Below are 24,460 nucleotides of genomic sequence, written 5' to 3'. Positions count from 1 at the left end.
CGCCGGAGTAACCTGCTAATAGAGCTTATGCTCGCGCATGAACCCTTCCCCGCCCAGCTGTCGCATCTGGCGTAAGATCCAGGCCTGACGACTGCGCACATAGCCTGACGGCGCATCGGCGCGATAGCGGATCGGGTTCGGCAGCACCGCGGCCAGCAGAGCCGCTTCCCCCGGCGTCAGCTGACTGGCGGGTTTATGAAAATAGCGCTGGGCGGCCGCTTCCACACCAAATATCCCATCGCCGAACTCGGCAATATTCAGGTAGACGGTCAGGATCCGCTTTTTACTCCACACGGTTTCGATCCCGACAGTCAGCCCGGCTTCCAGCCCCTTACGCAGCCAGCTGCGGCCATCCCATAAAAACAGGTTTTTCGCCGTCTGCTGCGACAGCGTTGACGCGCCGCGGATGCGGGTCTCGTGACGTTCATTGTGCGCCAGCGCTTTCTCAATCGCCGACACGTCGAACCCCCAGTGTTCCGGGAACTTCTGATCTTCGGCGGCAATCACCGCCAGCCCCATCCATGGAGAGATCTTATCCATGGCAACCCAGTCGGAATGCGCCAGATAATGGAAATCGCCGGACAGCCAGGCGCTCACCTGCCGCTCAAGCATCACCGCCGAAAACGGCACCGGCAGCACGCTAAACAGCGCGATCCCCCCGCCCCAGAGGACGGCGGCGATCAGCAGCAGACGCAATGCCAGACGTTTCAGCAGCGCAAAGGGCGCAATGCGGAGCCTCATGCGCTCAGCGCCAGCACGCGGGCCACCAGCTTCTCAATTCCGGTGGCGGCTTGCGCAATGTCCTCCGCCAGCATATACGCCGGAGTGGTGACCACTTTGTTGTCTTCATCCACCACGATGTCGTCGACCGGGCAAGGCACGTGCTCTGCCCCCATCTCTTCCACCACATCGGCGGTATCAAGATCGGTCCCAATGGTCATCCGCAGCGGAAACGCAAAGATCTTCGGCAGCATCGCCGGGGCAATGCACATAAAGCCCAGCGGCTTGCCGGCCTGATGCATCGCCAGCGCCAGGTCCCGCAGCTCGGGATCCACCTGGCATTCGCTGCCCTCGGCGGCGAAGCTGCTTAAATTTTTCGCCGCGCCGAAGCCGCCAGGGACGATCAGCGCGTCCAGCGTCTCCGCACGCGCCTGCGCCAGCGGCAGGATGTCGCCGCGGGCGATACGCGCTGCTTCCACCAGCACATTGCGCTGCTCTGGCATCGCCTCCCCGGTCAGATGGTTGATGACATCGCGCTGCGGTTTATCGGGCGCAAAGCACACTGCCTGCGCGCTGTTGCGCGCGATCGCCAGCAGGGTAATCACCGCCTCATGGATTTCACTGCCGTCGTACACGCCGCAGCCGCCCAGTACCACACCAATTTTTTTCATCGCTTTCGCTCCTCCATGCAACTCGCTGAAACCAGTCAAAAATGTCGATTAACTCGCTATGCTTCACATATTTTACTGATTCATGTAACAAATTAGTTAAGCTTTGCTATCTTAATGAGCGAGCAATCCACTTCTTCGGTTGCGCCACGTAACAACATCACTCAAACAACACTGGCTCAACCACCAGTTCCCTGGTGTTGGCGCAGTATTCGCGCACCCCGGTCTGTCCGGGGTCATTTTTTGCTGGCTTTCGCCACCCACGCCTTCAGTACCGCTACATCGTTTTGCCACTCGGATTTCATCTCTTCAACCCATTCAGCGACATTATCAGACCAGGCAGGCAGATCCGGAGTCTGGATCTGCTGGCCCAGCTGCTGGATGTGGCGCAGTCCGATAGAACCAGCCGCCCCTTTGATCTTATGCCCCTCTTCGACAATCCCTTTTTGGTCGCGGGCGGTCAGATTAGACTCCAGAACGGACATGTAGCCCGGCATCATCTTCTCAAACACCGCGAGACCATCATTGATAAGCTTCGGTCCCACCAGCTCGATATATTGCTCCAGCATATCGGTATCCAGCACCGCGTCGGCTTTATGCAGATCGGCCGCCGGCGCTTCCTGCGCTTCCTCATCCGGTGCATCCCAGAATTTCTTGATCATGGCCGTTAGCGCTGGCACCGATAGCGGCTTACTCAACACATCGTCCATCCCGGCGTCGAGATACTCTTTTTTATTCTTCAGCACGTTGGCGGTCAGGGCGACCAGCGGCGGTAGCTCGTCAGCGGCAAAGCGCTGTTTCAGTTCCCGGGAAATATCCAGTCCGGTCATGTCCGGTAACTGAATATCCAACAGCACAAGGTCATATTCGCCTGGCTCAAACATCTCCAGCGCGGCTTTCCCGGTCATCGCCACATCAACGCTGTTACCCAGTTTTTCCAGCACTGAACGGGCCACAATAACGTTGAGCTCAATGTCCTCAACCAGCAGCACGTTGAGCGCCGGTAATGGCATGTCGTCTTCCGCCAGCGTATCTTCCACTTCTTCCGCAATGGCAGGCGCATGGACGGTAAGCGTAAAGGTCGCCCCTTTACCCGGCTGGCTGGTAACGCTGATATCACCGCCCATATTACGCGCCAGGCGACGCGAGACGGCGAGACCAATCCCGGTTCCGGTGGCCGGTTTGCCGCCGTGGCTGTCTTTGACCTGGTAATACATGGCGAAAATTTTGTCCTGTTCCGCTTCAGGAATACCAATTCCGGAGTCTTCCACTTCGAAGTGCAGGATATCGCCTTCGTCATAGCGTACGCGGACGTTCACCCCTCCGCCCTGCGGGGTAAACTTCACGGCGTTACTGATAAGATTCCACAGGATCTGCCGCAGGCGGGTCCCATCCGTGATTACCTTATGCGGCAGCGGCAGGCTCGGCTCCAGCACAAAGCGCAGCCCCTTCTGCTGTGCCTGCAGGCCGGATAGGTTTTCAAGGTCGGCAAGGAAGCTGGTGAAGTCCACCGGCTGGTTATCGAGCTGCACCTTGCGGCGCTCCATTTTGTCCATGTCGATAATATCATTGAAGATATTCCCCAGCGTCACCGCCGATACATGGATAGTTTTCAGGTATTTTTCCTGTTCGCTGGTCAGTTCGGTATCCAGCAAAATTCGGCTCAGCCCGACGATCCCGTTTAGCGGGGTACGCAGCTCATGACTGATGGTGGAAATAAAGGTGGTTTTATCCCGGCTGGCGCGCTCAAGAGCGTCCTGATAGCGTTTACGTTCGGTGATATCGCGGCCGAAGCCCATCAGGCCGCGACGCTTACCGACGCGATCGTAGTAGGGGACCTTGCGGATTTCAAAGCACGCTTTGCGGCCATCGGGATAGTCCAGCCACTGCTCATAGGTCAGCGATACATTATGGCGGAACACCTTCTCGTCGGTCTCCAGTACCTTTTCCGCCGCCTCTTCGCTATAGACGTCCTGCGGTTTGAGGTGGATCAGCTGTTTCTCGCTTTTGCCGGTCAGCAGCTCCATCGCCCGGTTACAGCCTGAAAACTCCTTATCCTCATTGCGATAGAAGACCAGGTCCGGGGAAGCATCAAGGAAAGAGCGCAGAAAGGAGGATTGCTGTTCGAGCTGGATCTGTGTCTCTTCACGCTCTTTCATCTCAATCTTCAACTGCTCGAGGGTGGTCTCGCGCTCGGCTTCCGCTTTTTCACGTTCGCCAATCTCCTGATTCAACTGCGCGATGTTATCTTTCAGTTGGACGTTCAGCTTTAGATCGCGCTCACGCATCTCCTCCAGCTTGTCCACCAGCCGCGAAAGACGCTGACGGGACTCTTCGAGCTGCTCCACCACCACCGAGAGAAAGTAGACCGCCCAAGGCGTGATCAGCAGGCCAAAGAAGATAGAGCGGATAACGTCGATACTTTCAACCTGGCCATGCAGCACCATGGTAACCGCCATCTGTACCACGATGGCCAGCACCACCAGCGCAAGAGCCAACAGCATCGAAAAGCGGACCAGACCCAGCTTCATCATCAGGTCGACATAATACTGCGCCAGCATACGAATTTGCTTCATAGGGGATTCCTTCACGACAACTCCGCACAATAATACTCAATTCTGAGCAATGCGCTGTAAGTTGTGCAAAAAATGCGGGCAGGAGTCGATACGGCGGCCGGCCGCTGAGGCGAACCAGCCGCAAAAGAGGGGGATCAGGAGAGGGATTAACGCTTGCTTAACGCCTCCCAGAGTCCTTTCAGGTAGGTCACGCCGAGGGCGCGGTCGAACAAGCCATAGCCCGGCCGTCCGGTCTCTCCCCAGATAAAGCGACCATGATCCGGGCGAATATAGCCGTCGAATCCGTTGTCATACAGCGCTTGCATCACTTTGTACATATCCAGGGAGCCGTACTCTGACGGATGGGCGCACTCGTAAAAGTCTTTATCCTGCATCAGCTTTATATTGCGGACGTGGGCAAAATGAATTCGCTTACGCCGCGTAAATTCGGCCAGGATGGCGTACACGTCATTATCAGGATCTTCGGCAATCGAGCCGGTGCAGAGCGTAATGCCGTTGGCGGGTGAATCGACGGCCCGGCAGATCCAGTCCAGATCGTCGCGGTTTTTGACCACCCGCGGCAGGCCAAAAATGGAGTACGGCGGGTCGTCCGGGTGGATCGCCATTTTCACCCCAACCTCTTCGCAAACCGGGATCACCGCCTGCAGAAAATAAACCAGGTTCTCCCGCAGCTTCTGATCATCCACCGCGCTATATTTGGCAAACAGGGTCTGCACCTCCGCCAGCCGTTCCGGCTCCCAGCCCGGCAAGGCGAAGCCGTTTGAATTCTCAAGCACCTCCTTCACCACGTCTTCCAGCCGCTTATCGATATCTTTCTTCTCAAACGCCATCGTCAGCGAGCCATCCGGCAGGACGTAGTTCATATCCGTCTTCATCCAGTCGAAAACCGGCATGAAGTTATAGCAGATGACTTTAACGCCAAAGCGGGCAAGGTTGCGGATGGTCTGCTGGTAGTTGGCAATATAGCGGTCACGGGTAGGTAGGCCGATTTTGATGTCGTCATGGATGTTGACGCTCTCGATCACCTCCATTTTCAGGCCTGCGGCATGGGCCTGACCGACCAGACGCTCAATTTTATCCACCGGCCATACTTCGCCCACCGCGACGTCGTAGAGCGCGCCGACCACCCCCTCAACGCCAGGCACCTGGCGAATATGTTCTAATGAAATCTTGTCTTCCTCTGGTCCAAACCAGCGCATTGTCATCTGCATTGTCTTCACCTGCTCAACTTAGTTTAATTTACCCTACTACCATACCAGTAATCATAGATGATTGAGCGTTGGCTGTCGTGATAGCGATCACATTCCTGCCGACCGGCTCGCCAGCGGTGAATGCGTCGGCGCATTCATAATTTTTTTCAATTTATTTCAATAGATTAATCATGCCATGGCTTTTTCTGCCGAGCTTTCTCAAATGTGATCCAGGCCTGATTATGATCTTTTGCATACTTGTATGGTAATAAAAGTAGCGTAATTTGTTCAGAAAAAAGACAATGGAAGGAATCAAAATGAGAAGCGTCGTCGTCAAAGAGCCAGGCCAACTGAACATTGAATCACGTCCGGTTCCAGTTCCGGGCGCCCATGAAGTACGGGTGAAAATTGCTTTTGCTGGGATCTGTGGTTCCGATGTACACATCTATCACGGCCACAACCCTTTCGCGAAATATCCCCGCGTCATCGGCCATGAATTCTATGGCATCATCGACGCCGTCGGCGAGCAGGTATCTCCGGCACGCATCGGCGAGCGTGTCGCGGTGGACCCCGTTGTCAGCTGCGGCCATTGTTATCCTTGCTCGGTAGGAAGGCCGAATGTCTGTACGCAGCTCCAGGTCATAGGAGTTCACCGCGACGGGGGATTTAGCGACTATGCCTGCGTGCCGGCGAAAAATGCCTGGCGCATCCCCGAGGCTATCAGCGACCGTCAGGCAACGATGGTTGAGCCTTTTACCATCGCGGCAAATATTACCGCCCAGCTGCAGCCCACGGCGCAAGATATTGCCCTGGTTTACGGCGCTGGCCCGATGGGGCTGACGATCATTCAGGCGCTAAAGGGGGTATATGGCGTTAAGCAGGTGATCGTCGTGGATCGCATTGCCGAACGTCTGCAGATGGCCCGGGAAAACGGCGCCGATCTGACGCTCGATAACACTGACCAGCCGCTCGCGGAACAGCTGGCGCAGCGGCAGCTTGCCCCCACGCTGGTCATTGATGCCGCCTGCCACCCGGCGATCCTGCAGGAAGCCATTCTCCTCGCCTCCCCCGCCGCCCGCATCGGTATACTCGGTTTCTCCGGCGAGGCCTCGACCCTCACTCAGCAAAGCATCACCAGTAAAGAAATTTCTATTTTCTCCTCCCGGCTGAACAGCGGGCGTTTTCCGCTGGTCATCGACTGGATGGAGAAAGGCCTTATTCGTCCGGAGGCGTTAATCACCCATTGTATGCCGCTGGAGCAGGTGAAAGAGGCCATGGAGATTTTTGCTAACGACCGTAAGACCTGCTGCAAAGTGCTGCTGCAGCTGGGTTAAACCGGCATCGTATAGAATAACGGCCGACGGATATCTGCATATCCGCCGCGCCTGATATAAATAATATAATGAGCATGGTGTTATCATGGGAAAAAATATCCGCTGGATTATCGTCCTGTTATTATTTTTAGTATATATGATAAATTATCTGGACCGGGTGGCATTATCCATTACGGTCCCGATGATTGAAAAGGACCTTGCACTTAACGCTGAACAATTCGGTATTATTTTCGGCAGCTTTTTCTTCGGCTACGCGTTATTTAATTTTATTGGCGGTTTGGCCGTGGATAAGTTTGGCGCAACGCTGGTAATGGGCCTGGCGGTCGGTCTGTGGTCGCTGTTTTGCGGCTTAACCGCGGTAGCCACCGGCTTTTATTCCATGCTGGTGCTGCGGGTGCTTTTCGGGATGGCGGAAGGCCCGATCTGCGCATCGGCGAACAAGATGATCAACGGCTGGTTTCCTAAAAAGCAAGCGGCTACCGCCGTCGGCTTTCTCAGCGCAGGCTCTCCGCTGGGCGGCGCGGTCGCCGGCCCCATCGTCGGTTACCTGGCCCTGGCATTCGGCTGGCGCCCGGCTTTTATGATTATTTTCGCTATCGGTATTGTATGGATGATAGCGTGGTTTTTCATTGCCGCTAATTCGCCCGAAAAGCACAAAAAAGTCAGCCAGGAAGAACTTAAGCTGATTAATAAAATGAAAGAAGAAGAAGTCGCGCTGGAAACAATAGAAAATCAAACAGCTCACTCGCTGGGTTATTATTTGAAACAGCCAATTATTCTGGTAACGGCCTTTGCCTTCTTCTGCTACAACTATATTCTGTTTTTCTTTCTCAGCTGGTTCCCGTCCTATCTGGTACAACAGCACCATCTGGATATTAAACAGATGAGCCTTACCACTATGATCCCATGGATAGTCGGCTTTGTCGGTCTGGCGCTTGGGGGCTATATTTCCGATAAAATTTTTAAACTCACCGGGCGCCTGCTGCTGTCGCGCAAAATTGTGCTGGTGGTATGCCTGCTGATGGCCGCTATCTGCGTGGGACTGGCGGGTACCGTCAGCAGCGTCGTGCCTGCCGTTCTGCTGATGTCGGTCTCCATCTTTTTCCTCTATGTAACCGGGGCGATCTACTGGGCGATTATCCAGGACGTGGTGCATAAATCCCGCGTCGGCGGCGCCAGCGGCTTTATCCATCTTATCGGCAGCGTCTCCGGCATCGTGGGGCCGATTGTTACCGGCTATATCGTGCAGTCTACTGGTAAATTTGACAGCGCTTTCGTACTCGCCGGCACTATCGCCGCGCTTGGCGCCCTGCTGGTGCTGTTCGTGATCAAAACTCCGCGTGTGACGATGAAAGCCAGCCAGGCATAAATGGCAGGAGCGCGATGTCCGGCATTGTTCCGGACATCACGCTCGTACTTCTCACTCAGCCTGGGGAGCAACCCAGCTACGGCCCAGCGCCGAGCCCTGAGCGCCCTGCTGATTCAGATAACGATCCAGTTCAACCATGCCGGTCCAGCGATTTTCACACCACAGCGGCGCCAACAGCGTGGGCCGACGGGCGCTGGCGGAAATACGGTGGTAGATCACCTCCGGCGGCGTATGGCGGATCATCTCTCCAGCGGTGACGGTATACGCCTCCAGCTCAATGCCATCGAGACGCCCGGCCTGCCACGCTTTGGCCATAATGCTGCCTTTCACAATATGCAGTGGATGCAATTTGATCCCATCCACGCCGGTCGCCACTACCTGCTCCAGCGTCTGCAGACAATGCCCCTGGCTCTCTCCGGGCAGACCGACGATCAGATGCGCACAGACTTTCAGCCCCCGCTCTCGCGCCAGGCGCGCGGTACGCTGATAACAGGCGAAATCGTGTCCACGGTTAATGCGATGCAGGGTCTTATCATGAGCAGTTTGCAGCCCCAGCTCCAGCCATACCTCATACCCTTGCTGATGGTATTCACTCAGCAGGTCAAGGACCGCCTGCGGAACGCAGTCCGGGCGGGTGCCGACGCACAGGCCAACGATATTTGCGGCACTGACGGCCTGGCGATACATTGAACGGAGCACCTGTACTTCAGCGAAGGTGCTGGTGTAGGCCTGAAAATAGGCCAGATAGCGCTTCGCCCGGTTGACGAGCTGCGCCTGATGAGCGAGCTGTTCGGCGATAGAGCGATGCTGCTGCGCCTCATCGGCAAACGATGCCACGTTACAGAAAGTGCAACCGCCGCGGCCCAGCGTGCCGTCGCGGTTTGGGCAGCTAAAACCGCCGTGCAGCGTTAGCTTATGGACCTTTTCGCCATAGCGACGCATAAGATCCCCACCAAACATATTGACTAATTTCTGTAACTGCATAATCTGATAGACCGCCCTCAACAAAGGGGGCCAAGCCTGCCACTTTTCGTCACCGACGGCGATGACCTGGATCAATCGTCAGCGCGGCGACCAACCCTATTGCATAAACAATCAAGATTACTGCAATTTCATTCAACCACCAGGTGATGAGTTTTCCTTATATTTTATCTTCGCATTGCCCTAATCTGCTTTCTGGTAAAAAACGGTATTAATGTCCAGTAGTTAAAAATATTGCAGTCAAATATGCTAATAATGAAATATATTTCAGCGCATATTGGTAATGCAAAGCCGCGTGCACAGTGAGACAGATCACACTAGCCGCACCACCAGCAGGCGTATTCAAAGCGTAAAAATTGCCATTATTTTCTTTAATAACAATTAGTTAACTTGTGTATAGCACATTTTTGTATTAATAAGATTGCCATTTGACGTAAGTGTGGATTCCCGATAAGTTGGGAATCCGCTGGAAGCTTTCTGGATGAGCACTCTGCTCATCATATTTATGCAGTAATTGAGATTCCCTCTTAACAGCAAGTCCTCAAACTTGTGTACCGATGCGAAAAGGATTTAAAGAGGGCGAATGCGAGGTGTAAACCCCGTCGCCATGCTCTTTCTGTGCCTGTGCGCAATCGGTATCGGAGGGTGTCCGTAGAGCCTGGGGAGGTTCACTGATATGTTGTACGACAAATCCCTTGAGAGGGATAACTGTGGTTTCGGCCTGATCGCCCACATAGAAGGCGAACCTAGCCACAAGGTAGTGCGAACCGCAATACACGCACTGGCCCGCATGCAGCACCGTGGCGCAATCCTTGCCGATGGTAAAACCGGCGACGGTTGCGGTCTGCTGCTGCAAAAACCCGATCGTTTCTTCCGCATCGTTGCCGAAGAGCGCGGCTGGCGTTTAGCCAAAAACTACGCCGTTGGGATGCTGTTCCTGAATAAAGATCCTGAGCTGGCTAAAGCGGCGCGCCGCATCGTTGAAGAAGAACTTCAGCTTGAGACCCTGTCGATTGTCGGCTGGCGCGATGTGCCGACCAACGAAGGCGTGCTCGGTGAAATCGCCCTCTCCTCGCTGCCCCGTATTGAGCAAATCTTTGTCAACGCCCCGGCTGGCTGGCGCCCGCGCGATATGGAGCGCCGTCTGTTTATTGCGCGTCGTCGCATTGAAAAACGCCTGCAGGAAGACAAAGATTTCTACGTTTGTAGCTTGTCCAATCTGGTCAACATCTATAAAGGTCTGTGTATGCCGGCGGATTTGCCGCGCTTCTACCTGGACCTCGCGGACCTGCGCCTGGAGTCGGCTATCTGCCTGTTCCACCAGCGCTTCTCCACCAACACCGTACCACGCTGGCCGTTGGCGCAGCCGTTCCGCTACCTGGCGCACAACGGTGAAATTAACACCATTACCGGCAACCGCCAGTGGGCCCGCGCCCGTACCTATAAGTTCCAGACCCCGCTGATCCCTGACCTGCACGACGCCGCGCCGTTCGTTAACGAAACCGGCTCCGACTCCAGTTCTATGGACAACATGCTGGAGCTGCTGCTGGCCGGCGGGATGGACATCGTGCGCGCCATGCGTCTGCTGGTGCCGCCAGCCTGGCAGAACAACCCGGATATGGATCCGGAGCTGCGTTCGTTCTTCGACTTTAACTCCATGCATATGGAGCCGTGGGACGGCCCGGCGGGCATCGTCATGTCAGATGGCCGCTACGCGGCCTGTAACCTCGACCGTAACGGTCTGCGCCCGGCGCGCTACGTCATTACCAAAGATAAGCTCATCACCTGCGCCTCCGAAGTCGGCATCTGGGATTACCAGCCTGACGAAGTGGTCGAGAAAGGCCGCGTGGGCCCGGGCGAGCTGATGGTTATCGATACCCGTGCCGGACGCATTCTGCACTCAGCGGAAACCGATGACGATCTGAAGAGCCGCCACCCGTATAAAGAGTGGATGGAGAAAAACGTTCGTCGCCTGGTGCCGTTCGAAGATCTGCCGGACGAAGAGGTTGGCAGTCGCCAGCTGGATGACGACACGCTCGCCAGCTACCAGAAACAGTTTAACTACAGCGCGGAAGAGCTGGACTCCGTCCTGCGCGTGCTCGGCGAAAATGGCCAGGAAGCAGTCGGTTCGATGGGCGATGACACGCCTTTCGCCGTGCTCTCCAGCCAGCCGCGCATTATCTACGATTACTTCCGTCAGCAGTTCGCCCAGGTGACTAACCCGCCGATCGACCCGCTGCGCGAAGCGCACGTCATGTCGCTGGCTACCAGCATCGGTCGCGAAATGAACGTCTTCTGCGAAGCGGAAGGCCAGGCGCATCGTCTGAGCTTCAAATCGCCGATCCTGCTGTACTCCGATTTTAAACAGCTGACGACGATGGAAGAAGAGCACTATCGCGCCGACGTCCTCGATATCACGTTCAACCCGGCAGAGGCCTCCCTCAGCGAGACGGTGAAAGCGCTGTGCGATAAAGCGGAGCAAATGGTGCGCGACGGCACCGTGCTGCTGGTGCTCTCTGACCGCAACATCGCCAAAGACCGTCTGCCGGTACCGGCGCCGATGGCCGTTGGCGCGATCCAGACCCGTCTGGTCGATAAAAGCCTGCGCTGCGATGCCAACATCATCGTTGAAACCGCCAGCGCCCGCGATCCGCACCACTTCGCCGTGCTGCTCGGCTTTGGGGCGACGGCTATCTATCCATACCTCGCCTACGAAACGCTGGCGAAGCTGGTCGACAGCAAAGCCATCGATAAACCGTACCGTGCGGTGATGCTGAACTATCGCAACGGTATCAATAAAGGTCTGTATAAGATCATGTCCAAGATGGGGATCTCGACCATCGCCTCCTACCGCTGCTCGAAGCTGTTCGAAGCGGTCGGTCTGCATCGCGATGTCTCCGAGCTCTGCTTCCAGGGCGTGGTCAGCCGCATCGGCGGCGCCAGCTTCGACGACTTCCAGCAGGATCTGCTGAATCTGTCGAAACGCGCCTGGCTGGCGCGTAAGCCACTGGCCCAGGGCGGTTTGCTGAAATATGTGCACGGCGGCGAATATCATGCCTACAACCCGGACGTGGTGCGCACCCTGCAGCAGGCCGTGCAGAGCGGCGAATACAGCGATTATCAACAATACGCGAAACTGGTTAACGAACGTCCAGCGGCCACGCTGCGCGACCTGCTGGCGCTCAACCCAGGCGAAGACGCCATCAGCATCGACGAAGTAGAGCCGGCGAAGGAGCTGTTTAAACGCTTCGATACCGCGGCGATGTCGATCGGCGCCCTGAGCCCGGAAGCGCACGAGTCGCTGGCGGAAGCGATGAACAGCATCGGCGGCTTCTCCAACTCCGGTGAAGGCGGTGAAGACCCGGCGCGCTACGGCACTAATAAAGTGTCGCGCATCAAGCAGGTCGCGTCCGGCCGCTTCGGCGTCACGCCAGCCTACCTGGTCAATGCCGACGTCATCCAGATCAAAGTCGCCCAGGGGGCGAAACCGGGTGAAGGTGGCCAGCTGCCGGGTGATAAAGTCACCCCGTACATCGCCAAACTGCGCTATTCGGTACCGGGCGTCACGCTGATTTCCCCGCCGCCGCACCACGATATCTACTCTATCGAGGATCTGGCGCAGCTGATTTTCGACCTCAAGCAGGTCAATCCGAAAGCGATGATTTCGGTCAAACTGGTTTCTGAGCCGGGCGTTGGCACCATCGCCACCGGCGTGGCCAAAGCCTATGCCGACCTGATCACCATCGCCGGCTACGACGGCGGCACCGGGGCGAGCCCGCTCTCTTCGGTGAAATATGCCGGCTGTCCGTGGGAGCTCGGCCTGGTGGAAACCCAGCAGGCGCTGGTCGCTAACGGTCTGCGTCATAAGATCCGTCTGCAGGTGGATGGCGGCCTGAAAACCGGTCTTGATATCATCAAAGCGGCGATCCTCGGCGCGGAGAGCTTCGGTTTCGGTACCGGCCCGATGGTCGCGCTGGGCTGTAAATACCTGCGTATTTGCCACCTGAACAACTGCGCTACCGGCGTGGCGACCCAGGATGACAAACTGCGTAAGAATCACTATCACGGTCTGCCGTTCAAAGTGACCAACTACTTTGAATTTATCGCCCGTGAGACCCGCGAGCTGATGGCCCAGCTGGGCGTCAAGCGTCTGGTGGATCTGATTGGCCGCACCGATCTGCTCAAAGAGCTGGATGGGTTCACCGCCAAGCAGCAGAAACTGGATCTGGGTAAACTGCTGGAGACCGCAGAGCCGCATCCGGGCAAAGCGCTGTACTGCACCGAGAACAACCCACCGTTCGATAACGGCGTGCTCAACGCCCAGCTGCTGCAGCAGGCGAAACCGTACGTGGATGAAAAGCAGAGCAAGACGTTCTGGTTTGATATCCGTAACACCGACCGCTCCGTGGGGGCCTCGCTGTCCGGGTATATCGCCCAGACCCATGGCGACCAGGGACTGGCGGGCGACCCGATCGTCGCTCACTTTAGCGGCACCGCGGGCCAGAGCTTCGGCGTGTGGAACGCCGGCGGCGTGGAACTGCATCTGACTGGCGACGCCAACGACTACGTCGGGAAAGGCATGGCGGGCGGTCTGCTGGCCATTCGTCCGCCGGTGGGCTCTGCGTTCCGCAGCCATGAAGCCAGCATTATCGGCAACACCTGCCTGTACGGCGCGACCGGTGGTCGTCTGTACGCCGCAGGCCGCGCGGGCGAGCGTTTCGCCGTGCGTAACTCCGGCGCCATCACCGTGGTGGAAGGCATCGGCGACAACGGCTGCGAATATATGACCGGCGGCATCGTCTGCGTGCTCGGAAAAACCGGCGTCAACTTTGGCGCAGGGATGACCGGCGGCTTTGCCTATGTCCTGGATGAAGATGGCGACTTCCGCAAACGCGTGAACCCGGAGCTGGTGGAAGTGCTGGACGTTGATTCTCTGGCCATCCATGAAGAGCACCTGCGCGGTTTAATCACCGAGCACGTACAGCTTACCGGTTCGCAACGCGGCGAAGAGATCCTCGCCAACTGGCCGGCCTTCTCCGCGAAGTTTGCGCTGGTTAAACCAAAGTCCAGCGATGTTAAAGCACTGTTGGGTCACCGTAGTCGTTCCGCAGCTGAGCTGCGGGTGCAGGCGCAGTAAGGGGTTAAGATGAGTCAGAACGTTTATCAATTTATCGACCTGCAGCGCGTTGATCCGCCAAAGAAACCGCTGAAGATCCGTAAAATTGAGTTTGTGGAAATTTACGAGCCGTTTTCAGAAGGCCAGGCCAAGGCGCAGGCGGATCGCTGCCTCTCCTGTGGCAACCCGTACTGCGAATGGAAGTGCCCTGTGCATAACTACATCCCGAACTGGCTGAAGCTGGCCAACGAGGGGCGTATTTTTGAAGCGGCCGAGCTGTCGCATCAAACCAACACTCTGCCGGAAGTCTGCGGGCGCGTCTGCCCGCAGGACCGCCTGTGTGAAGGCTCCTGTACGCTGAACGATGAGTTCGGCGCGGTGACCATCGGCAACATCGAACGCTATATCAACGATAAGGCATTCGAGATGGGCTGGCGTCCGGATCTCTCCGACGTGAAGCCGACCGGTAAAACCGTCGCGATCATCGGCGCTGGCCCGGCGGGCCTCGCCTGCGCCGACGTGCTGACCCGTAACGGCGTCAAGGCGGTGGTATTTGACCGCCATCCGGAAATCGGCGGCCTGCTGACCTTCGGTATCCCGGCGTTCAAGCTGGAAAAAGAGGTGATGACCCGCCGCCGGGAGATCTTCACCGGCATGGGCATTGAGTTCAAACTCAATACCGAAGTGGGCCGCGACGTGCAGCTCGATGACCTGCTGAAGGAGTACGATGCGGTGTTCCTCGGCGTCGGGACCTATCAGTCGATGCGCGGTGGACTGGACAACGAAGACGCCCCGGGTGTTTACGACGCGCTGCCGTTCCTGATCGCTAACACTAAGCAGATCATGGGCTTTGGTGAAACCGCCGATGAGCCCTATGTCAGCATGGAAGGCAAACGCGTGGTGGTGCTCGGCGGTGGCGACACCGCGATGGACTGCGTACGCACCTCCGTCCGTCAGAATGCGGCGCACGTGATCTGCGCCTATCGCCGTGACGAAGAGAACATGCCCGGCTCAAAACGCGAAGTGAAAAACGCGCGCGAAGAAGGCGTTGAGTTCCAGTTTAACGTCCAGCCGCTGGGCGTGGAAGTGAATGCCAACGGTAAGGTTTGCGGCGTGAAGATGGCGCGCACCGAAATGGGCCAGCCGGATGCGAAGGGCCGCCGCCGCGCGGAGATCGTCCCCGGCTCTGAGCACGTGGTGCCGGCTGACGCCGTAGTCATGGCGTTTGGCTTCCGTCCGCACAGCATGGAGTGGCTGGCGAAGCACAGCGTCGAACTGGACTCCCAGGGCCGTATTATCGCCCCGGAAGGCAGCGAAAACGCCTTCCAGACCAGCAACCCGAAAATCTTCGCCGGTGGCGATATCGTTCGCGGTTCCGATCTGGTGGTCACCGCGATTGCCGAAGGTCGTAAAGCGGCGGACGGGATCCTCAACTACCTTGAAGTCTGATTAGGTCCGGAGCCTCACGCATAAAAGCCCGATGGTTAACGTCATCGGGCTTTTTTATTGCTCATCCGCCGGGCAAACCGCCGCTTTCAGCGCCGTATTATACCAGCCGCAGATATGCTCCAGGCGGGTAATCGCCGAGCCGACGGTCACCGCCCACGCGCCGCAGCGCATCGCCTCCGCCGCCTGGGCAGGCGTGTTATAGCGCCCTTCGGCAATCACTCTGCAGCCCGCCGCGCTCAGGCATTGCACCAGCGCCAGATCCGGCTCATCCGGCGTCTCCTCTGCGGTATAGCCGGAGAGAGTCGTGCCGACAATCTCAGCCCCCAACTGCCAGCACTCGAGGGCATCGTCGAGAGATGAGCAATCGGCCATCGCCACTTTCCCCAGCTGATGAATTTCTGCTAATAGCGCCGACACTGACGCCGGACGCTGACGCTGGGTGCCGTCAATAGCAATAATATCCGCTCCGCCCTGCGCCAGCGCGTCGATATCTTCCAGCCATGGCGTAATACGCACCGGGCTATCGGGCAAATCGCGTTTGATCAACCCAATAACGGGCACCGTCACTAACGGACGAACGGCCTGCAGGTTGGCCAGGCCTTCGATGCGCAGCGCTACCGCTCCCGCCTGCTCAGCCGCCAGCGCCATTGCCGCGACGATAGCGGGATTATCCAGCGGACTGCCCGGCACCGGCTGGCAGGAGACAATTAATCCGCCATGATGACGGATACGCTGGTCCAGTTGTGCGAGTAAAGACATGTCTGCTCCCTAAAAACTACCTGTGGCGATGACGATACCAGCCATGGGACGCCTCGTTTGTGGCAGAGTTAACAAAGCGGACAGACAAAAAAACAGGCCCCGCAGGGCCTGTCAGAGAAGGGATTTACTTCACCACGCGCAGCGCCGGGCGACCACCGCGCGGCGGCGGCGTGTCGTCAGGATCGTCGTCGTGATTATCCGGCTTATCGCCATCGATCACCGACATCACCGTTTCGCTTTCACTCTCCGGCGCGACGTCATCATCGTTGAGGCAGCTGACGTCTTCGTCATAGGCCGCTTCCGGTTCGAACATCGTACCAGCGCCGTTCTCACGGGCGTAGATGGCGAGTACCGCAGCCAGCGGGACAGACACGTTGCGTGGTACCCCGCCAAAGCGCGCGTTGAAGCGCACTTCGTCGTTCGCCAGCTCGAGATTGCCTACCGCACGCGGGGCAATATTGAGAACGATTTGCCCATCGCGCGCGTACTCCATCGGCACGAGCACGCCCGGCAGCGTCACATCCACCACCAGGTGCGGCGTCAGCTGGTTATCCAGCAGCCAGTCATAAAACGCCCGTAACAGATACGGGCGACGCGGCGTCAGCTGTGATACATCCATTATTTAGCCCCGACCGAGGCGCATTTCACGCTCGGCTTCAGTTAAAGAAGCGAGGAAGGAATCACGCTCAAATACGCGAGTCATATAGCCTTTGAGCTCTTTCGCGCCAGCGCCAACCAGCTCCACACCAAGAACCGGCAGACGCCACAGCAGCGGCGCCAGGTAGCAGTCCACCAGGCTGAACTCATCGCTCAGGAAGTAAGGTTTCTGGGTGAAGACCGGCGCGATGGCCAGCAGTTCTTCACGCAGCTGCTTACGCGCAGCATCAGCTTGCGCTGCGGTACCGCTCTGGATGGTGTTCATCAGCGAATACCAGTCCTTCTCGATACGTTGCATATACAGGCGGCTTTCACCACGCGCCACCGGATAAACCGGCATTAACGGCGGGTGCGGGAAACGCTCATCCAGATACTCCATAATGATGCGGGATTCCCACAGAGTGAGCTCACGATCCACCAGCGTCGGTACGCTTTGATTCGGGTTGAGGTCAATCAGATCCTGAGGCGGGTTATCCTTCTCCACGTGCTCTATCTCAAAACTGACACCCTTCTCGGCCAGCACAATGCGGACCTGATGGCTATAGATGTCAGTAGGACCAGAAAACAGCGTCATTACCGAACGTTTGTTGGCAGCGACAGCCATGAAAACCTCCAGGTATATTCAGAATTTTGTACTGCTGCCGGCCACTCATGACCAGCCAGATGTAAAAACCCCATTAGCGCGATGTCACCTTCGTTCACGAATAAAACAAAAAATGAACAATCACCAGCATTTGGGCAGAAAATTGGATGATAGTTTACCAGATTTTGAAGACGTTGTGGTGAGGGGATTCTGGAAATGCTGAAAAAGTGGCAAGAACCGGCGCTATGCTTGTGGATAACAGCCGTTTTATCCATAAAAAAACCCGCCGAAGCGGGTTTTTTCGCAAATTGTTCTGCGTGAGCAGAAAACAATTAACGTTTGGAGAACTGCGGACGACGACGTGCTTTACGCAGACCGACTTTCTTACGTTCAACCTGACGAGCGTCACGAGTAACGAAGCCAGCTTTACGCAGTTCGGAACGCAGGGACTCGTCGTACTCCATCAGAGCGCGGGTGATACCGTGACGGATCGCACCAGCCTGACCAGAGATACCACCACCTTTAACAGTGATGTACAGATCCAGTTTCTCAACCATGTCGACCAGTTCCAGCGGCTGACGAACTACCATGCGGGCAGTTTCACGACCGAAGTACTGTTCCAGAGAACGCTGGTTGATAACGATTTTACCGTTGCCCGGTTTGATGAAAACGCGAGCTGCGGAACTTTTGCGGCGACCAGTGCCGTAGTATTGATTTTCAGCCATTGCCTATAATCCCGATTAGATGTCAAGAACTTGCGGTTGCTGTGCCGCGTGGTTGTGCTCGTTACCCGCGTAAACTTTCAGTTTACGGTACATAGCACGACCCAGCGGGCCTTTTGGCAGCATGCCTTTAACCGCGATTTCAATCACACGCTCAGGACGGCGGGCAATCATCTCTTCAAAGGTCGCTTCTTTGATACCACCGATGTGGCCGGTGTGGTGGTAGTACATTTTGTCTTCGCGCTTGTTGCCGGTAACAGCAACTTTTTCTGCGTTCAGAACGATGATGTAATCACCGGTATCAACGTGCGGAGTGTATTCCGCTTTGTGCTTACCGCGCAGGCGACGAGCCAGTTCAGTAGCCAGACGGCCCAGAGTTTTACCGGTCGCGTCAACAACATACCAGTCGCGTTTTACGGTTTCTGGTTTAGCTGTAAAAGTTTTCATTAAAAGCTTACCCAAATAATAAGTTACACGTTGGTGAACACCCAAACGTTTAGTCAGTTGAGGTTCACACGACATTGTCCAGCAAACCTACCCCTTCGAATAGCCTATGCCGGCGCATAGAAAGTTTCGGGAAAAAAACCTTCTCGTAACGTGGGGTCGCAAGATTATAGAGAAGTCGGGGTCAAAGATCGACCCCTTTATGAGATTTTTCAGGCCGCGCCCGGGGCGGCCTTGCGGCCCTGAATCCGCCTGAAAAAGTCACCTGTCAGGGCATATGCGGACGTTTGAGGTACTCTTCGCTCTGCATCTCCTGCAGACGCGAGAGACAGCGCTGGAACTCAAACTTCAGCCGCTCGCCCTGGTAAATGTCGTACAGCGGCACTGCCGCGCTGACCACCAGCTTTACATGGCGCTCGTAAAACTCATCCACCAGAGCGATAAAGCGGCGGGCCTCGCTCTCCAGCTGCGCGGTCATCACCGGCACGTCGAACAGCATCACCGTATGGAACAGTCGGGAGAGCGCGATATAGTCATGCTGGCTGCGCGCATCCACGCATAGCGTGGCGAATGACGCCGCCAGCGTCTGGTTTTCTACGCCGAGGGTAGGCAGCTCGCGATGGTTAATCTCCAGCGTCGGCCCGGCAGCGCGCGGCGCGCCCGCCAGCGCGAGCCACAGTTTATCCATCTGTTCGCGGGTGTCGTTATTCAGCGGCGACAGCCACAGGTGCGCCTGCGTCAGGGTACGCAGTCGATAATCGATGCCGGCATCGACGTTCATAATATCGCAATGCTGCTTGATGGCGTCGATTGCCGGCAGAAAACGGGCCCGCTGCAGGCCATTGCGATAGAGTTCATCCGGCGGAATATTGGAGGTCGCCACCAGGGTGATGCCGCGGGCGAACAGGGCTTTCATCAGCCCGCCCAACAGCATGGCGTCGGTAATATCGGAGACAAAAAACTCGTCGAAACAGAGCACGTCGGTTTCCGCTTTAAAGCGGTCGGCGACGATCTCCAGCGGGTCGCTATGTCCCTGCAGGGTGGTCAGCTCTTCGTGTACGCGCAGCATGAAACGATGGAAATGCAGGCGCTGTTTACGCTCGCCCGGCAGGCTCTGGTAAAACAGGTCCATCAGCCAGGTTTTGCCTCGCCCCACGCCGCCCCACATATACAGGCCGCGGACAGGTGCCGTCCCGGCAGCCGGCTCGCGCTTACCCAGCAGTTTGCCGAATTTCGCGCGCAAACCGCCGCCTGACGCGACCGGCGCGGGCTGCGTCTGCAGTTCCTGGTAAATGGTATCAAGGCGGCTCACCGCTTCTTGCTGGACGTCGTCGGGTTGATGGCTGCCCTCTTTCAGGGCTAAAAGGTAACGCGATGTTGGAGACAGGCTTTGCATGATCTAATTGTTATTCCTTGAAAACCGTAATGCCGAAGCTCACGATTGACGAAAAAAAGGCCGTTCTACACTACGCGATGATACGCCAGGATTCCACTTCTGTGGAATTAGCGGTTATAGTGGCACTATCGGGCGCAGGCGGAGAGCCTAAGAGCCACCCTACGGAACCACAATACAACGGGAGATGTTCATGACCTGGGAATACGCGCTAATTGGGTTAGTCGTCGGTATCATCATTGGTGCCGTCGCCATGCGTTTCGGCAACCGCAAACTGCGCCAACAGCAGGCGCTGCAGTACGAACTGGAAAAGAATAAAGCCGAGCTTGAAGAGTACCGTGAAGAGCTGGTGAGCCACTTTGCGCGTAGCGCCGAACTGCTGGATAACATGGCGCACGACTATCGTCAGCTATATCAGCATATGGCGAAAAGCTCTAACAACCTGCTGCCGGACTCGATGGCAGACGCCAACCCGTTCCGCAACCGTCTGGAAGAGTCTGAAGCCAGCAACGATCAGGCGCCGGTCCAGATGCCGCGCGACTACTCCGAGGGCGCATCCGGTTTACTGCGCGGAGGCGCAAAACGCGATTAAGCCTCGCTGCGATTAAAATATTCTCCGGGCGCGCCCGTCGCGCCCGCTCCTTCCCCCACTTCCCGGCTACAATTTAAACCAGTCCCCACGTTGTTACCTGTGCAAAAATTCAATAACATCAGGTTATTCAGGACATTTTTCCATACACCTCAGGTTACGAGAGCCAGCATCTAATGAAGAAACAGACTTTGCTGTTGAGTGCGTTAGCGTTAAGCATTGGGTTATCGTTGTCGGTCCTGCCTCCGGCAGCGGCATCCTTACCGACTCAGGTGCCCGGCCAGGGCGCGTTACCAAGCCTGGCGCCGATGCTGGAAAAGGTTCTGCCGGCGGTAGTTAGCGTACAGGTGGAAGGCACCGCCTCGCCGACGCTCAATATGCCGGAAGAGCTGAAAAAATATTTTGGCGATAACGCCCCGCAGGAGCAGGCGCAGCCGTTTGAAGGGCTCGGCTCCGGCGTTATCATCGACGCGGCGAAAGGCTATGTGCTGACCAATAACCACGTCATCAATCAGGCGCAGAAGATCAGCGTCCAGCTGAACGATGGCCGTGAGTTCGATGCCAAACTGGTCGGGAGCGATGAACAGAGCGATATCGCTCTGCTGCAGCTGATTAAGCCAGACCACCTGACGCAAATCGCCATTGCTGACTCCGATAAACTTCGCGTCGGCGACTTCGCCGTCGCCGTCGGCAACCCGTTCGGCCTTGGCCAGACCGCCACATCCGGCATTATCTCTGCCCTTGGCCGCAGCGGCTTGAACCTTGAAGGGCTGGAGAATTTCATTCAGACCGACGCCTCGATTAACCGCGGCAACTCCGGCGGCGCGCTGCTGAACCTCAACGGCGAGCTTATCGGGATCAACACCGCGATCCTCGCGCCGGGCGGCGGCAGTATCGGCATCGGCTTTGCCATTCCAAGCAATATGGCGAAAACCCTCGCCGACCAGCTTATTCAGTTTGGCGAAATCAAGCGCGGCCTGTTGGGCATTAAAGGCATGGAAATGAGCGCCGACATCGCCAAAGCGATGAATCTCAACGTTCAGCGCGGCGCCTTCGTCAGTGAAGTCCTGCCAAACTCCGGCTCCGCCAAAGCGGGGATTAAATCCGGGGACGTCATCGTGAGTCTGAACGGCAAACCGCTGAACAGTTTCGCCGAACTGCGTTCGCGGATCGCCACCACCGAGCCGGGTACCAAGGTCAAACTGGGCCTGCTGCGCGACGGAAAGCCGGTCGATGTCGAAGTGACCCTGGATAAGAGCACCTCCTCAACCGCCAGCGCGGAACTGATTATCCCGGCGCTGCAGGGGGCCTCGTTCAGCGACGGCCAGATGAAAGATGGCACCAAAGGAGTGGTGATCGATAATGTGGATAAAGGCAGCGCCGCCGCCCAGGTCGGTCTGCATAAGGATGACATTATCATTGGCCTTAACCGGCAGCGTATTCACTCGATTGCCGAACTGCGCAAAGCGCTCGAAGGCAAACCGCCGGTCATCGCCCTGAACGTGATCCGCGGCAACGAAAGCATCTATCTGCTGCTGCGCTGATTGTCTCTCCGGGCATCGCCGCCATGTGCGATGTCCGGACAACTCATGCTATGCTGCGCCTGACCATTCATTAACGATATCTGCATCATGCCTGGAAAGTTATTACGTTCAGTACTCATCGGTTTGCTTGTCGGGGGTCTGCTGCTGGCCCTGATGCCCTCGCTGCGCCAGTGGCAGTTGGCGCCGACTACCCAGAACGATACGGCAGACGACTCCCCGGCGAGCTATAACGCCGCGGTGCGCCGCGCGGCGCCCGCCGTGGTGAACGTCTATAACCGCGCCCTGAACAGCACCAGCCATAATCAGCTGACGCTTGGCTCAGGGGTGATTATGGATCAGCGCGGCTATATCCTGACCAACAAGCATGTTATCAACGATGCCGATCAGATTATCGTCGCCCTGCAGGACGGCCGCGTCTTCGAAGCGCTGCTGGTAGGATCCGATTCCCTCACCGATCTCGCCGTGCTCAAGATCAATGCTACCGGCGGGCTGCCGGTGATCCCGATCAATCCGAAACGCACGCCGCACATCGGCGACGTGGTGCTGGCGATTGGCAACCCTTATAACCTGGGGCAGACCATCACCCAGGGGATTATCAGCGCCACAGGGCGCATTGGCCTCAATCCGACCGGCCGCCAGAACTTCCTGCAGACTGACGCCTCGATCAACCACGGTAACTCCGGCGGGGCGCTGGTGAACTCCCTCGGCGAGCTGATGGGGATTAACACCCTCTCCTTTGACAAGAGCAATGACGGCGAAACGCCGGAAGGCATTGGCTTTGCGATCCCGTTCCAGTTAGCGACCAAAATTATGGATAAACTGATCCGCGATGGCCGGGTGATCCGCGGCTATATCGGCATTAGCGGCCGGGAGATCGCCCCGCTGCACGCGCAGGGCGGAGGGATCGATCAGATTCAGGGGATCGTCGTTAACGATGTGGCTCCGGACGGTCCAGCGGCGCAAGCCGGGATCCGCGCCAACGACGTAATCATCTCCGTGAATGACAAACCCGCCGTCTCGGCGCTGGAGACGATGGATCAGGTGGCCGAGATCCGCCCGGGATCGGAAATTCCGGTGGTCATCATGCGTGATGATAAGAAAATCACGCTCCATATCGCCGTCCAGGAATACCCGGCCACCAACTAAACGGCTCCCCGTTTGGGGAGCCACGTTAATCGCTAAATACCGGACCGGCCGGGAATCTGACCAGAAACCCGGTCACCGCCAGCAGCGATCTCAGCGCGGGCCAGACTATCTGTCGCTCGCGAAGCTCATCATCCAGCGTCAGTAGCGCAAATTCCCCCTTCTCACCCAGCACGCCACCCTGCCAGAGCAGACGCTGCGCCTGCTGCCGCGCCCAGGGCGACTCACTCTTCCAGGCCAGCAAATGCAGCAGCGCCTGCTGTAGACAGACGCTGTGAGAATGGTTATCCCGCCGCAGCCGCCGGTAGACGGGCAGGGACACGCTGCGCACGGTATAAAATCCACTGCCCGCCTCTTCATCGCCTTCAGGGATAGCGCGGGCGAACTGCCCCGCCACGTCACACAGCCGGTTGTGCGTCAGTGGAAGTTGCCGGGCGCTGAGCGCCCCGGCCGCCATGCACAGCAGACCGCTGCGCTGCAGCGAGGGCGTCGCAGAGCGCACGACCGCCGCCGGTAAGGCGCTCACCGCCCGTGTTGCCTCGTCAGCGTTGTGGTCAGCGCCGGCCTCATAACAGCTGGCCAGCAGCGCTTCACCAGGCGTGGCGTTCAGCGGGGGCGAAAGCAGGTTCAGCGCCGGCTGCAGTTGTGCAAGTTCATCGCCTGACGCCAGCATGGCGTCAACCACCGCCTCCCGTGTTGATGTCCGGTTTTCCGGACAGCATGCTATGCCTTCATTCATCACCGTCTCCTTATGAGAAATCTCCGCGGCCGGCTTGCCAGCCGCGGGAACAGGCTGGCTTACATCGCCAGCACGTACTTGAGCATCACCCCGGCGGCGATCGCCGAGCCGATCACCCCGGCCACGTTCGGGCCCATCGCGTGCATCAGCAGGAAGTTCTGCCCGTCCGCTTCCAGACCCACCTTGTTCGACACCCGCGCCGCCATCGGCACCGCCGACACCCCCGCCGAGCCGATCAGCGGGTTGATTTTGTGCCGGCTGAACACGTTCATCAGCTTCGCCATCAGCACCCCGGCGGCGGTCCCCACGCAGAAGGCGATCACCCCCAGCACCAGGATCCCCAGCGTCTGCGGCTGCAGGAACTTGTCCGCCACCAGCTTGGCCCCCACCGACAGCCCGAGGAAGATGGTGACGATGTTGATCAGCGCGTTCTGCACCGTATCGCTCAGCCGCTCCACCACGCCGCTCTCGCGCATCAGGTTGC

20 protein-coding genes are annotated in these 24,460 nt (G+C 57.4%); 7 read left to right on the top strand and 13 right to left on the bottom strand.

Annotated elements, in window-relative coordinates; all coding sequences use genetic code 11:
- Positions 1 to 15 precede the first annotated feature (15 nt).
- The 4 genes from mtgA to uxuA all read right to left on the bottom strand — a co-directional run bounded on the left by mtgA (position 16) and on the right by uxuA (position 5,175).
- Positions 16 to 741: a monofunctional biosynthetic peptidoglycan transglycosylase gene (gene mtgA, locus HMPREF1024_RS03890; RefSeq protein ID WP_009309634.1), complete on the bottom strand. Its 726-nt coding sequence runs from the start codon at positions 739 to 741 to the stop codon at positions 16 to 18.
- The gene (gene elbB, locus HMPREF1024_RS03895; protein WP_009309632.1) at positions 738 to 1,391 is read right to left on the bottom strand and encodes an isoprenoid biosynthesis glyoxalase ElbB; all 654 of its coding nucleotides are present in this window, start codon (positions 1,389 to 1,391) and stop codon (positions 738 to 740) included. The genes mtgA and elbB overlap by 4 nt, the downstream gene beginning before the upstream one ends.
- Before the next feature lie 233 nt (positions 1,392 to 1,624).
- A complete protein-coding gene (gene arcB / locus HMPREF1024_RS03900; RefSeq protein ID WP_002918444.1) occupies positions 1,625 to 3,964 on the bottom strand; it encodes an aerobic respiration two-component sensor histidine kinase ArcB in 2,340 nt (779 codons plus the stop codon).
- Between the two features lie 146 nt (positions 3,965 to 4,110).
- Complete coding sequence (gene uxuA, locus HMPREF1024_RS03905) at positions 4,111 to 5,175, bottom strand: mannonate dehydratase (protein WP_004174133.1); 1,065 nt, start codon at positions 5,173 to 5,175, stop codon at positions 4,111 to 4,113.
- A gap of 296 nt (positions 5,176 to 5,471) precedes the next feature.
- On the opposite strand from uxuA, the gene HMPREF1024_RS03910 reads away from it, so the two are divergent.
- Positions 5,472 to 6,488, top strand: a complete 1,017-nt coding sequence (locus tag HMPREF1024_RS03910; protein ID WP_002918451.1) for a Zn-dependent oxidoreductase — start codon at positions 5,472 to 5,474, stop codon at positions 6,486 to 6,488.
- 85 nt (positions 6,489 to 6,573) lie between these two features.
- Positions 6,574 to 7,857, top strand: coding sequence for an MFS transporter (locus HMPREF1024_RS03915; protein WP_004889578.1), 1,284 nt, complete (start codon positions 6,574 to 6,576; stop codon positions 7,855 to 7,857).
- A gap of 51 nt (positions 7,858 to 7,908) precedes the next feature.
- Here HMPREF1024_RS03915 and HMPREF1024_RS03920 read toward each other — a convergent pair whose 3' ends face one another.
- Entirely contained in the window at positions 7,909 to 8,841 is a 933-nt protein-coding gene (locus HMPREF1024_RS03920) for a TIGR01212 family radical SAM protein (protein ID WP_002918455.1), read from the bottom strand.
- 673 nt (positions 8,842 to 9,514) lie between these two features.
- On the opposite strand from HMPREF1024_RS03920, the gene gltB reads away from it, so the two are divergent.
- Positions 9,515 to 13,975 carry a glutamate synthase large subunit gene (gltB, locus tag HMPREF1024_RS03925; protein WP_002918458.1) on the top strand — a complete coding sequence of 1,487 codons (4,461 nt, stop codon included), beginning with the start codon at positions 9,515 to 9,517 and terminating at the stop codon, positions 13,973 to 13,975.
- A gap of 9 nt (positions 13,976 to 13,984) precedes the next feature.
- Positions 13,985 to 15,403 carry a glutamate synthase small subunit gene (locus tag HMPREF1024_RS03930; RefSeq protein WP_002918461.1) on the top strand — a complete coding sequence of 473 codons (1,419 nt, stop codon included), beginning with the start codon at positions 13,985 to 13,987 and terminating at the stop codon, positions 15,401 to 15,403.
- A 54-nt stretch (positions 15,404 to 15,457) separates the two neighbouring features.
- On the opposite strand, the gene HMPREF1024_RS03935 is transcribed toward HMPREF1024_RS03930, so the two are convergent.
- From HMPREF1024_RS03935 to zapE, 6 genes are all read right to left on the bottom strand, one after another.
- Positions 15,458 to 16,162, bottom strand: a complete 705-nt coding sequence (locus tag HMPREF1024_RS03935; protein WP_009309628.1) for an N-acetylmannosamine-6-phosphate 2-epimerase — start codon at positions 16,160 to 16,162, stop codon at positions 15,458 to 15,460.
- Between the two features lie 124 nt (positions 16,163 to 16,286).
- Positions 16,287 to 16,781 (bottom strand): ClpXP protease specificity-enhancing factor, encoded by a 495-nt coding sequence (gene sspB, locus HMPREF1024_RS03940; protein WP_009309627.1) that lies wholly within the window; start codon positions 16,779 to 16,781, stop codon positions 16,287 to 16,289.
- A 3-nt stretch (positions 16,782 to 16,784) separates the two neighbouring features.
- Positions 16,785 to 17,423: a stringent starvation protein SspA gene (sspA, locus tag HMPREF1024_RS03945; RefSeq protein WP_002918467.1), complete on the bottom strand. Its 639-nt coding sequence runs from the start codon at positions 17,421 to 17,423 to the stop codon at positions 16,785 to 16,787.
- A 311-nt stretch (positions 17,424 to 17,734) separates the two neighbouring features.
- Entirely contained in the window at positions 17,735 to 18,127 is a 393-nt protein-coding gene (rpsI, locus tag HMPREF1024_RS03950) for a 30S ribosomal protein S9 (protein WP_000829818.1), read from the bottom strand.
- Positions 18,128 to 18,142: 15 nt separating this feature from the next.
- Positions 18,143 to 18,571: a 50S ribosomal protein L13 gene (rplM, locus tag HMPREF1024_RS03955; protein WP_002918559.1), complete on the bottom strand. Its 429-nt coding sequence runs from the start codon at positions 18,569 to 18,571 to the stop codon at positions 18,143 to 18,145.
- Positions 18,572 to 18,836: 265 nt separating this feature from the next.
- On the bottom strand, positions 18,837 to 19,964 hold the full coding sequence (gene zapE / locus HMPREF1024_RS03960; RefSeq protein ID WP_004144945.1) for a cell division protein ZapE: 1,128 nt from the start codon (positions 19,962 to 19,964) through the stop codon (positions 18,837 to 18,839).
- 190 nt (positions 19,965 to 20,154) lie between these two features.
- On the opposite strand from zapE, the gene zapG reads away from it, so the two are divergent.
- The 3 genes from zapG to degS all read left to right on the top strand — a co-directional run bounded on the left by zapG (position 20,155) and on the right by degS (position 23,240).
- Positions 20,155 to 20,553, top strand: coding sequence for a Z-ring associated protein ZapG (zapG, locus tag HMPREF1024_RS03965; RefSeq protein WP_002918565.1), 399 nt, complete (start codon positions 20,155 to 20,157; stop codon positions 20,551 to 20,553).
- A 173-nt stretch (positions 20,554 to 20,726) separates the two neighbouring features.
- A complete protein-coding gene (gene degQ / locus HMPREF1024_RS03970; RefSeq protein ID WP_004174125.1) occupies positions 20,727 to 22,094 on the top strand; it encodes a serine endoprotease DegQ in 1,368 nt (455 codons plus the stop codon).
- Between the two features lie 87 nt (positions 22,095 to 22,181).
- The gene (gene degS / locus HMPREF1024_RS03975) at positions 22,182 to 23,240 is read left to right on the top strand and encodes an outer membrane-stress sensor serine endopeptidase DegS (protein WP_002918568.1); all 1,059 of its coding nucleotides are present in this window, start codon (positions 22,182 to 22,184) and stop codon (positions 23,238 to 23,240) included.
- Between the two features lie 25 nt (positions 23,241 to 23,265).
- Here degS and HMPREF1024_RS03980 read toward each other — a convergent pair whose 3' ends face one another.
- Together HMPREF1024_RS03980 and HMPREF1024_RS03985 are read right to left on the bottom strand one after the other, a co-directional pair.
- Positions 23,266 to 23,976, bottom strand: coding sequence for a hypothetical protein (locus HMPREF1024_RS03980; RefSeq protein ID WP_004181422.1), 711 nt, complete (start codon positions 23,974 to 23,976; stop codon positions 23,266 to 23,268).
- Positions 23,977 to 24,035: 59 nt separating this feature from the next.
- Positions 24,036 to 24,460, bottom strand: a 425-nt coding sequence (locus tag HMPREF1024_RS03985) for a sodium ion-translocating decarboxylase subunit beta (protein WP_009309626.1), incomplete at its 5' end; no start/stop codon positions are given.

Source organism: Klebsiella sp. 4_1_44FAA (assembly GCF_000238715.1).
Taxonomy (GTDB): Bacteria; Pseudomonadota; Gammaproteobacteria; order Enterobacterales; family Enterobacteriaceae; genus Klebsiella; species Klebsiella pneumoniae.
This window is presented reverse-complemented; position numbering and strand designations above follow the sequence as displayed.

Excerpts from the sequence above, each read along its gene's own strand:
- mtgA (WP_009309634.1), bottom strand. The coding sequence starts at position 741 with ATGAGGCTCCGCATTGCGCCCTTTGCGCTGCTGAAACGTCTGGCATTG.
- elbB (WP_009309632.1), bottom strand. The coding sequence starts at position 1,391 with ATGAAAAAAATTGGTGTGGTACTGGGCGGCTGCGGCGTGTACGACGGC.
- arcB (WP_002918444.1), bottom strand. The coding sequence starts at position 3,964 with ATGAAGCAAATTCGTATGCTGGCGCAGTATTATGTCGACCTGATGATG.
- uxuA (WP_004174133.1), bottom strand. The coding sequence starts at position 5,175 with ATGCAGATGACAATGCGCTGGTTTGGACCAGAGGAAGACAAGATTTCA.
- HMPREF1024_RS03910 (WP_002918451.1), top strand. The coding sequence starts at position 5,472 with ATGAGAAGCGTCGTCGTCAAAGAGCCAGGCCAACTGAACATTGAATCA.
- HMPREF1024_RS03915 (WP_004889578.1), top strand. The coding sequence starts at position 6,574 with ATGGGAAAAAATATCCGCTGGATTATCGTCCTGTTATTATTTTTAGTA.
- HMPREF1024_RS03920 (WP_002918455.1), bottom strand. The coding sequence starts at position 8,841 with ATGCAGTTACAGAAATTAGTCAATATGTTTGGTGGGGATCTTATGCGT.
- gltB (WP_002918458.1), top strand. The coding sequence starts at position 9,515 with ATGTTGTACGACAAATCCCTTGAGAGGGATAACTGTGGTTTCGGCCTG.
- HMPREF1024_RS03930 (WP_002918461.1), top strand. The coding sequence starts at position 13,985 with ATGAGTCAGAACGTTTATCAATTTATCGACCTGCAGCGCGTTGATCCG.
- HMPREF1024_RS03935 (WP_009309628.1), bottom strand. The coding sequence starts at position 16,162 with ATGTCTTTACTCGCACAACTGGACCAGCGTATCCGTCATCATGGCGGA.
- sspB (WP_009309627.1), bottom strand. The coding sequence starts at position 16,781 with ATGGATGTATCACAGCTGACGCCGCGTCGCCCGTATCTGTTACGGGCG.
- sspA (WP_002918467.1), bottom strand. The coding sequence starts at position 17,423 with ATGGCTGTCGCTGCCAACAAACGTTCGGTAATGACGCTGTTTTCTGGT.
- rpsI (WP_000829818.1), bottom strand. The coding sequence starts at position 18,127 with ATGGCTGAAAATCAATACTACGGCACTGGTCGCCGCAAAAGTTCCGCA.
- rplM (WP_002918559.1), bottom strand. The coding sequence starts at position 18,571 with ATGAAAACTTTTACAGCTAAACCAGAAACCGTAAAACGCGACTGGTAT.
- zapE (WP_004144945.1), bottom strand. The coding sequence starts at position 19,964 with ATGCAAAGCCTGTCTCCAACATCGCGTTACCTTTTAGCCCTGAAAGAG.
- zapG (WP_002918565.1), top strand. The coding sequence starts at position 20,155 with ATGACCTGGGAATACGCGCTAATTGGGTTAGTCGTCGGTATCATCATT.
- degQ (WP_004174125.1), top strand. The coding sequence starts at position 20,727 with ATGAAGAAACAGACTTTGCTGTTGAGTGCGTTAGCGTTAAGCATTGGG.
- degS (WP_002918568.1), top strand. The coding sequence starts at position 22,182 with ATGCCTGGAAAGTTATTACGTTCAGTACTCATCGGTTTGCTTGTCGGG.
- HMPREF1024_RS03980 (WP_004181422.1), bottom strand. The coding sequence starts at position 23,976 with ATGAATGAAGGCATAGCATGCTGTCCGGAAAACCGGACATCAACACGG.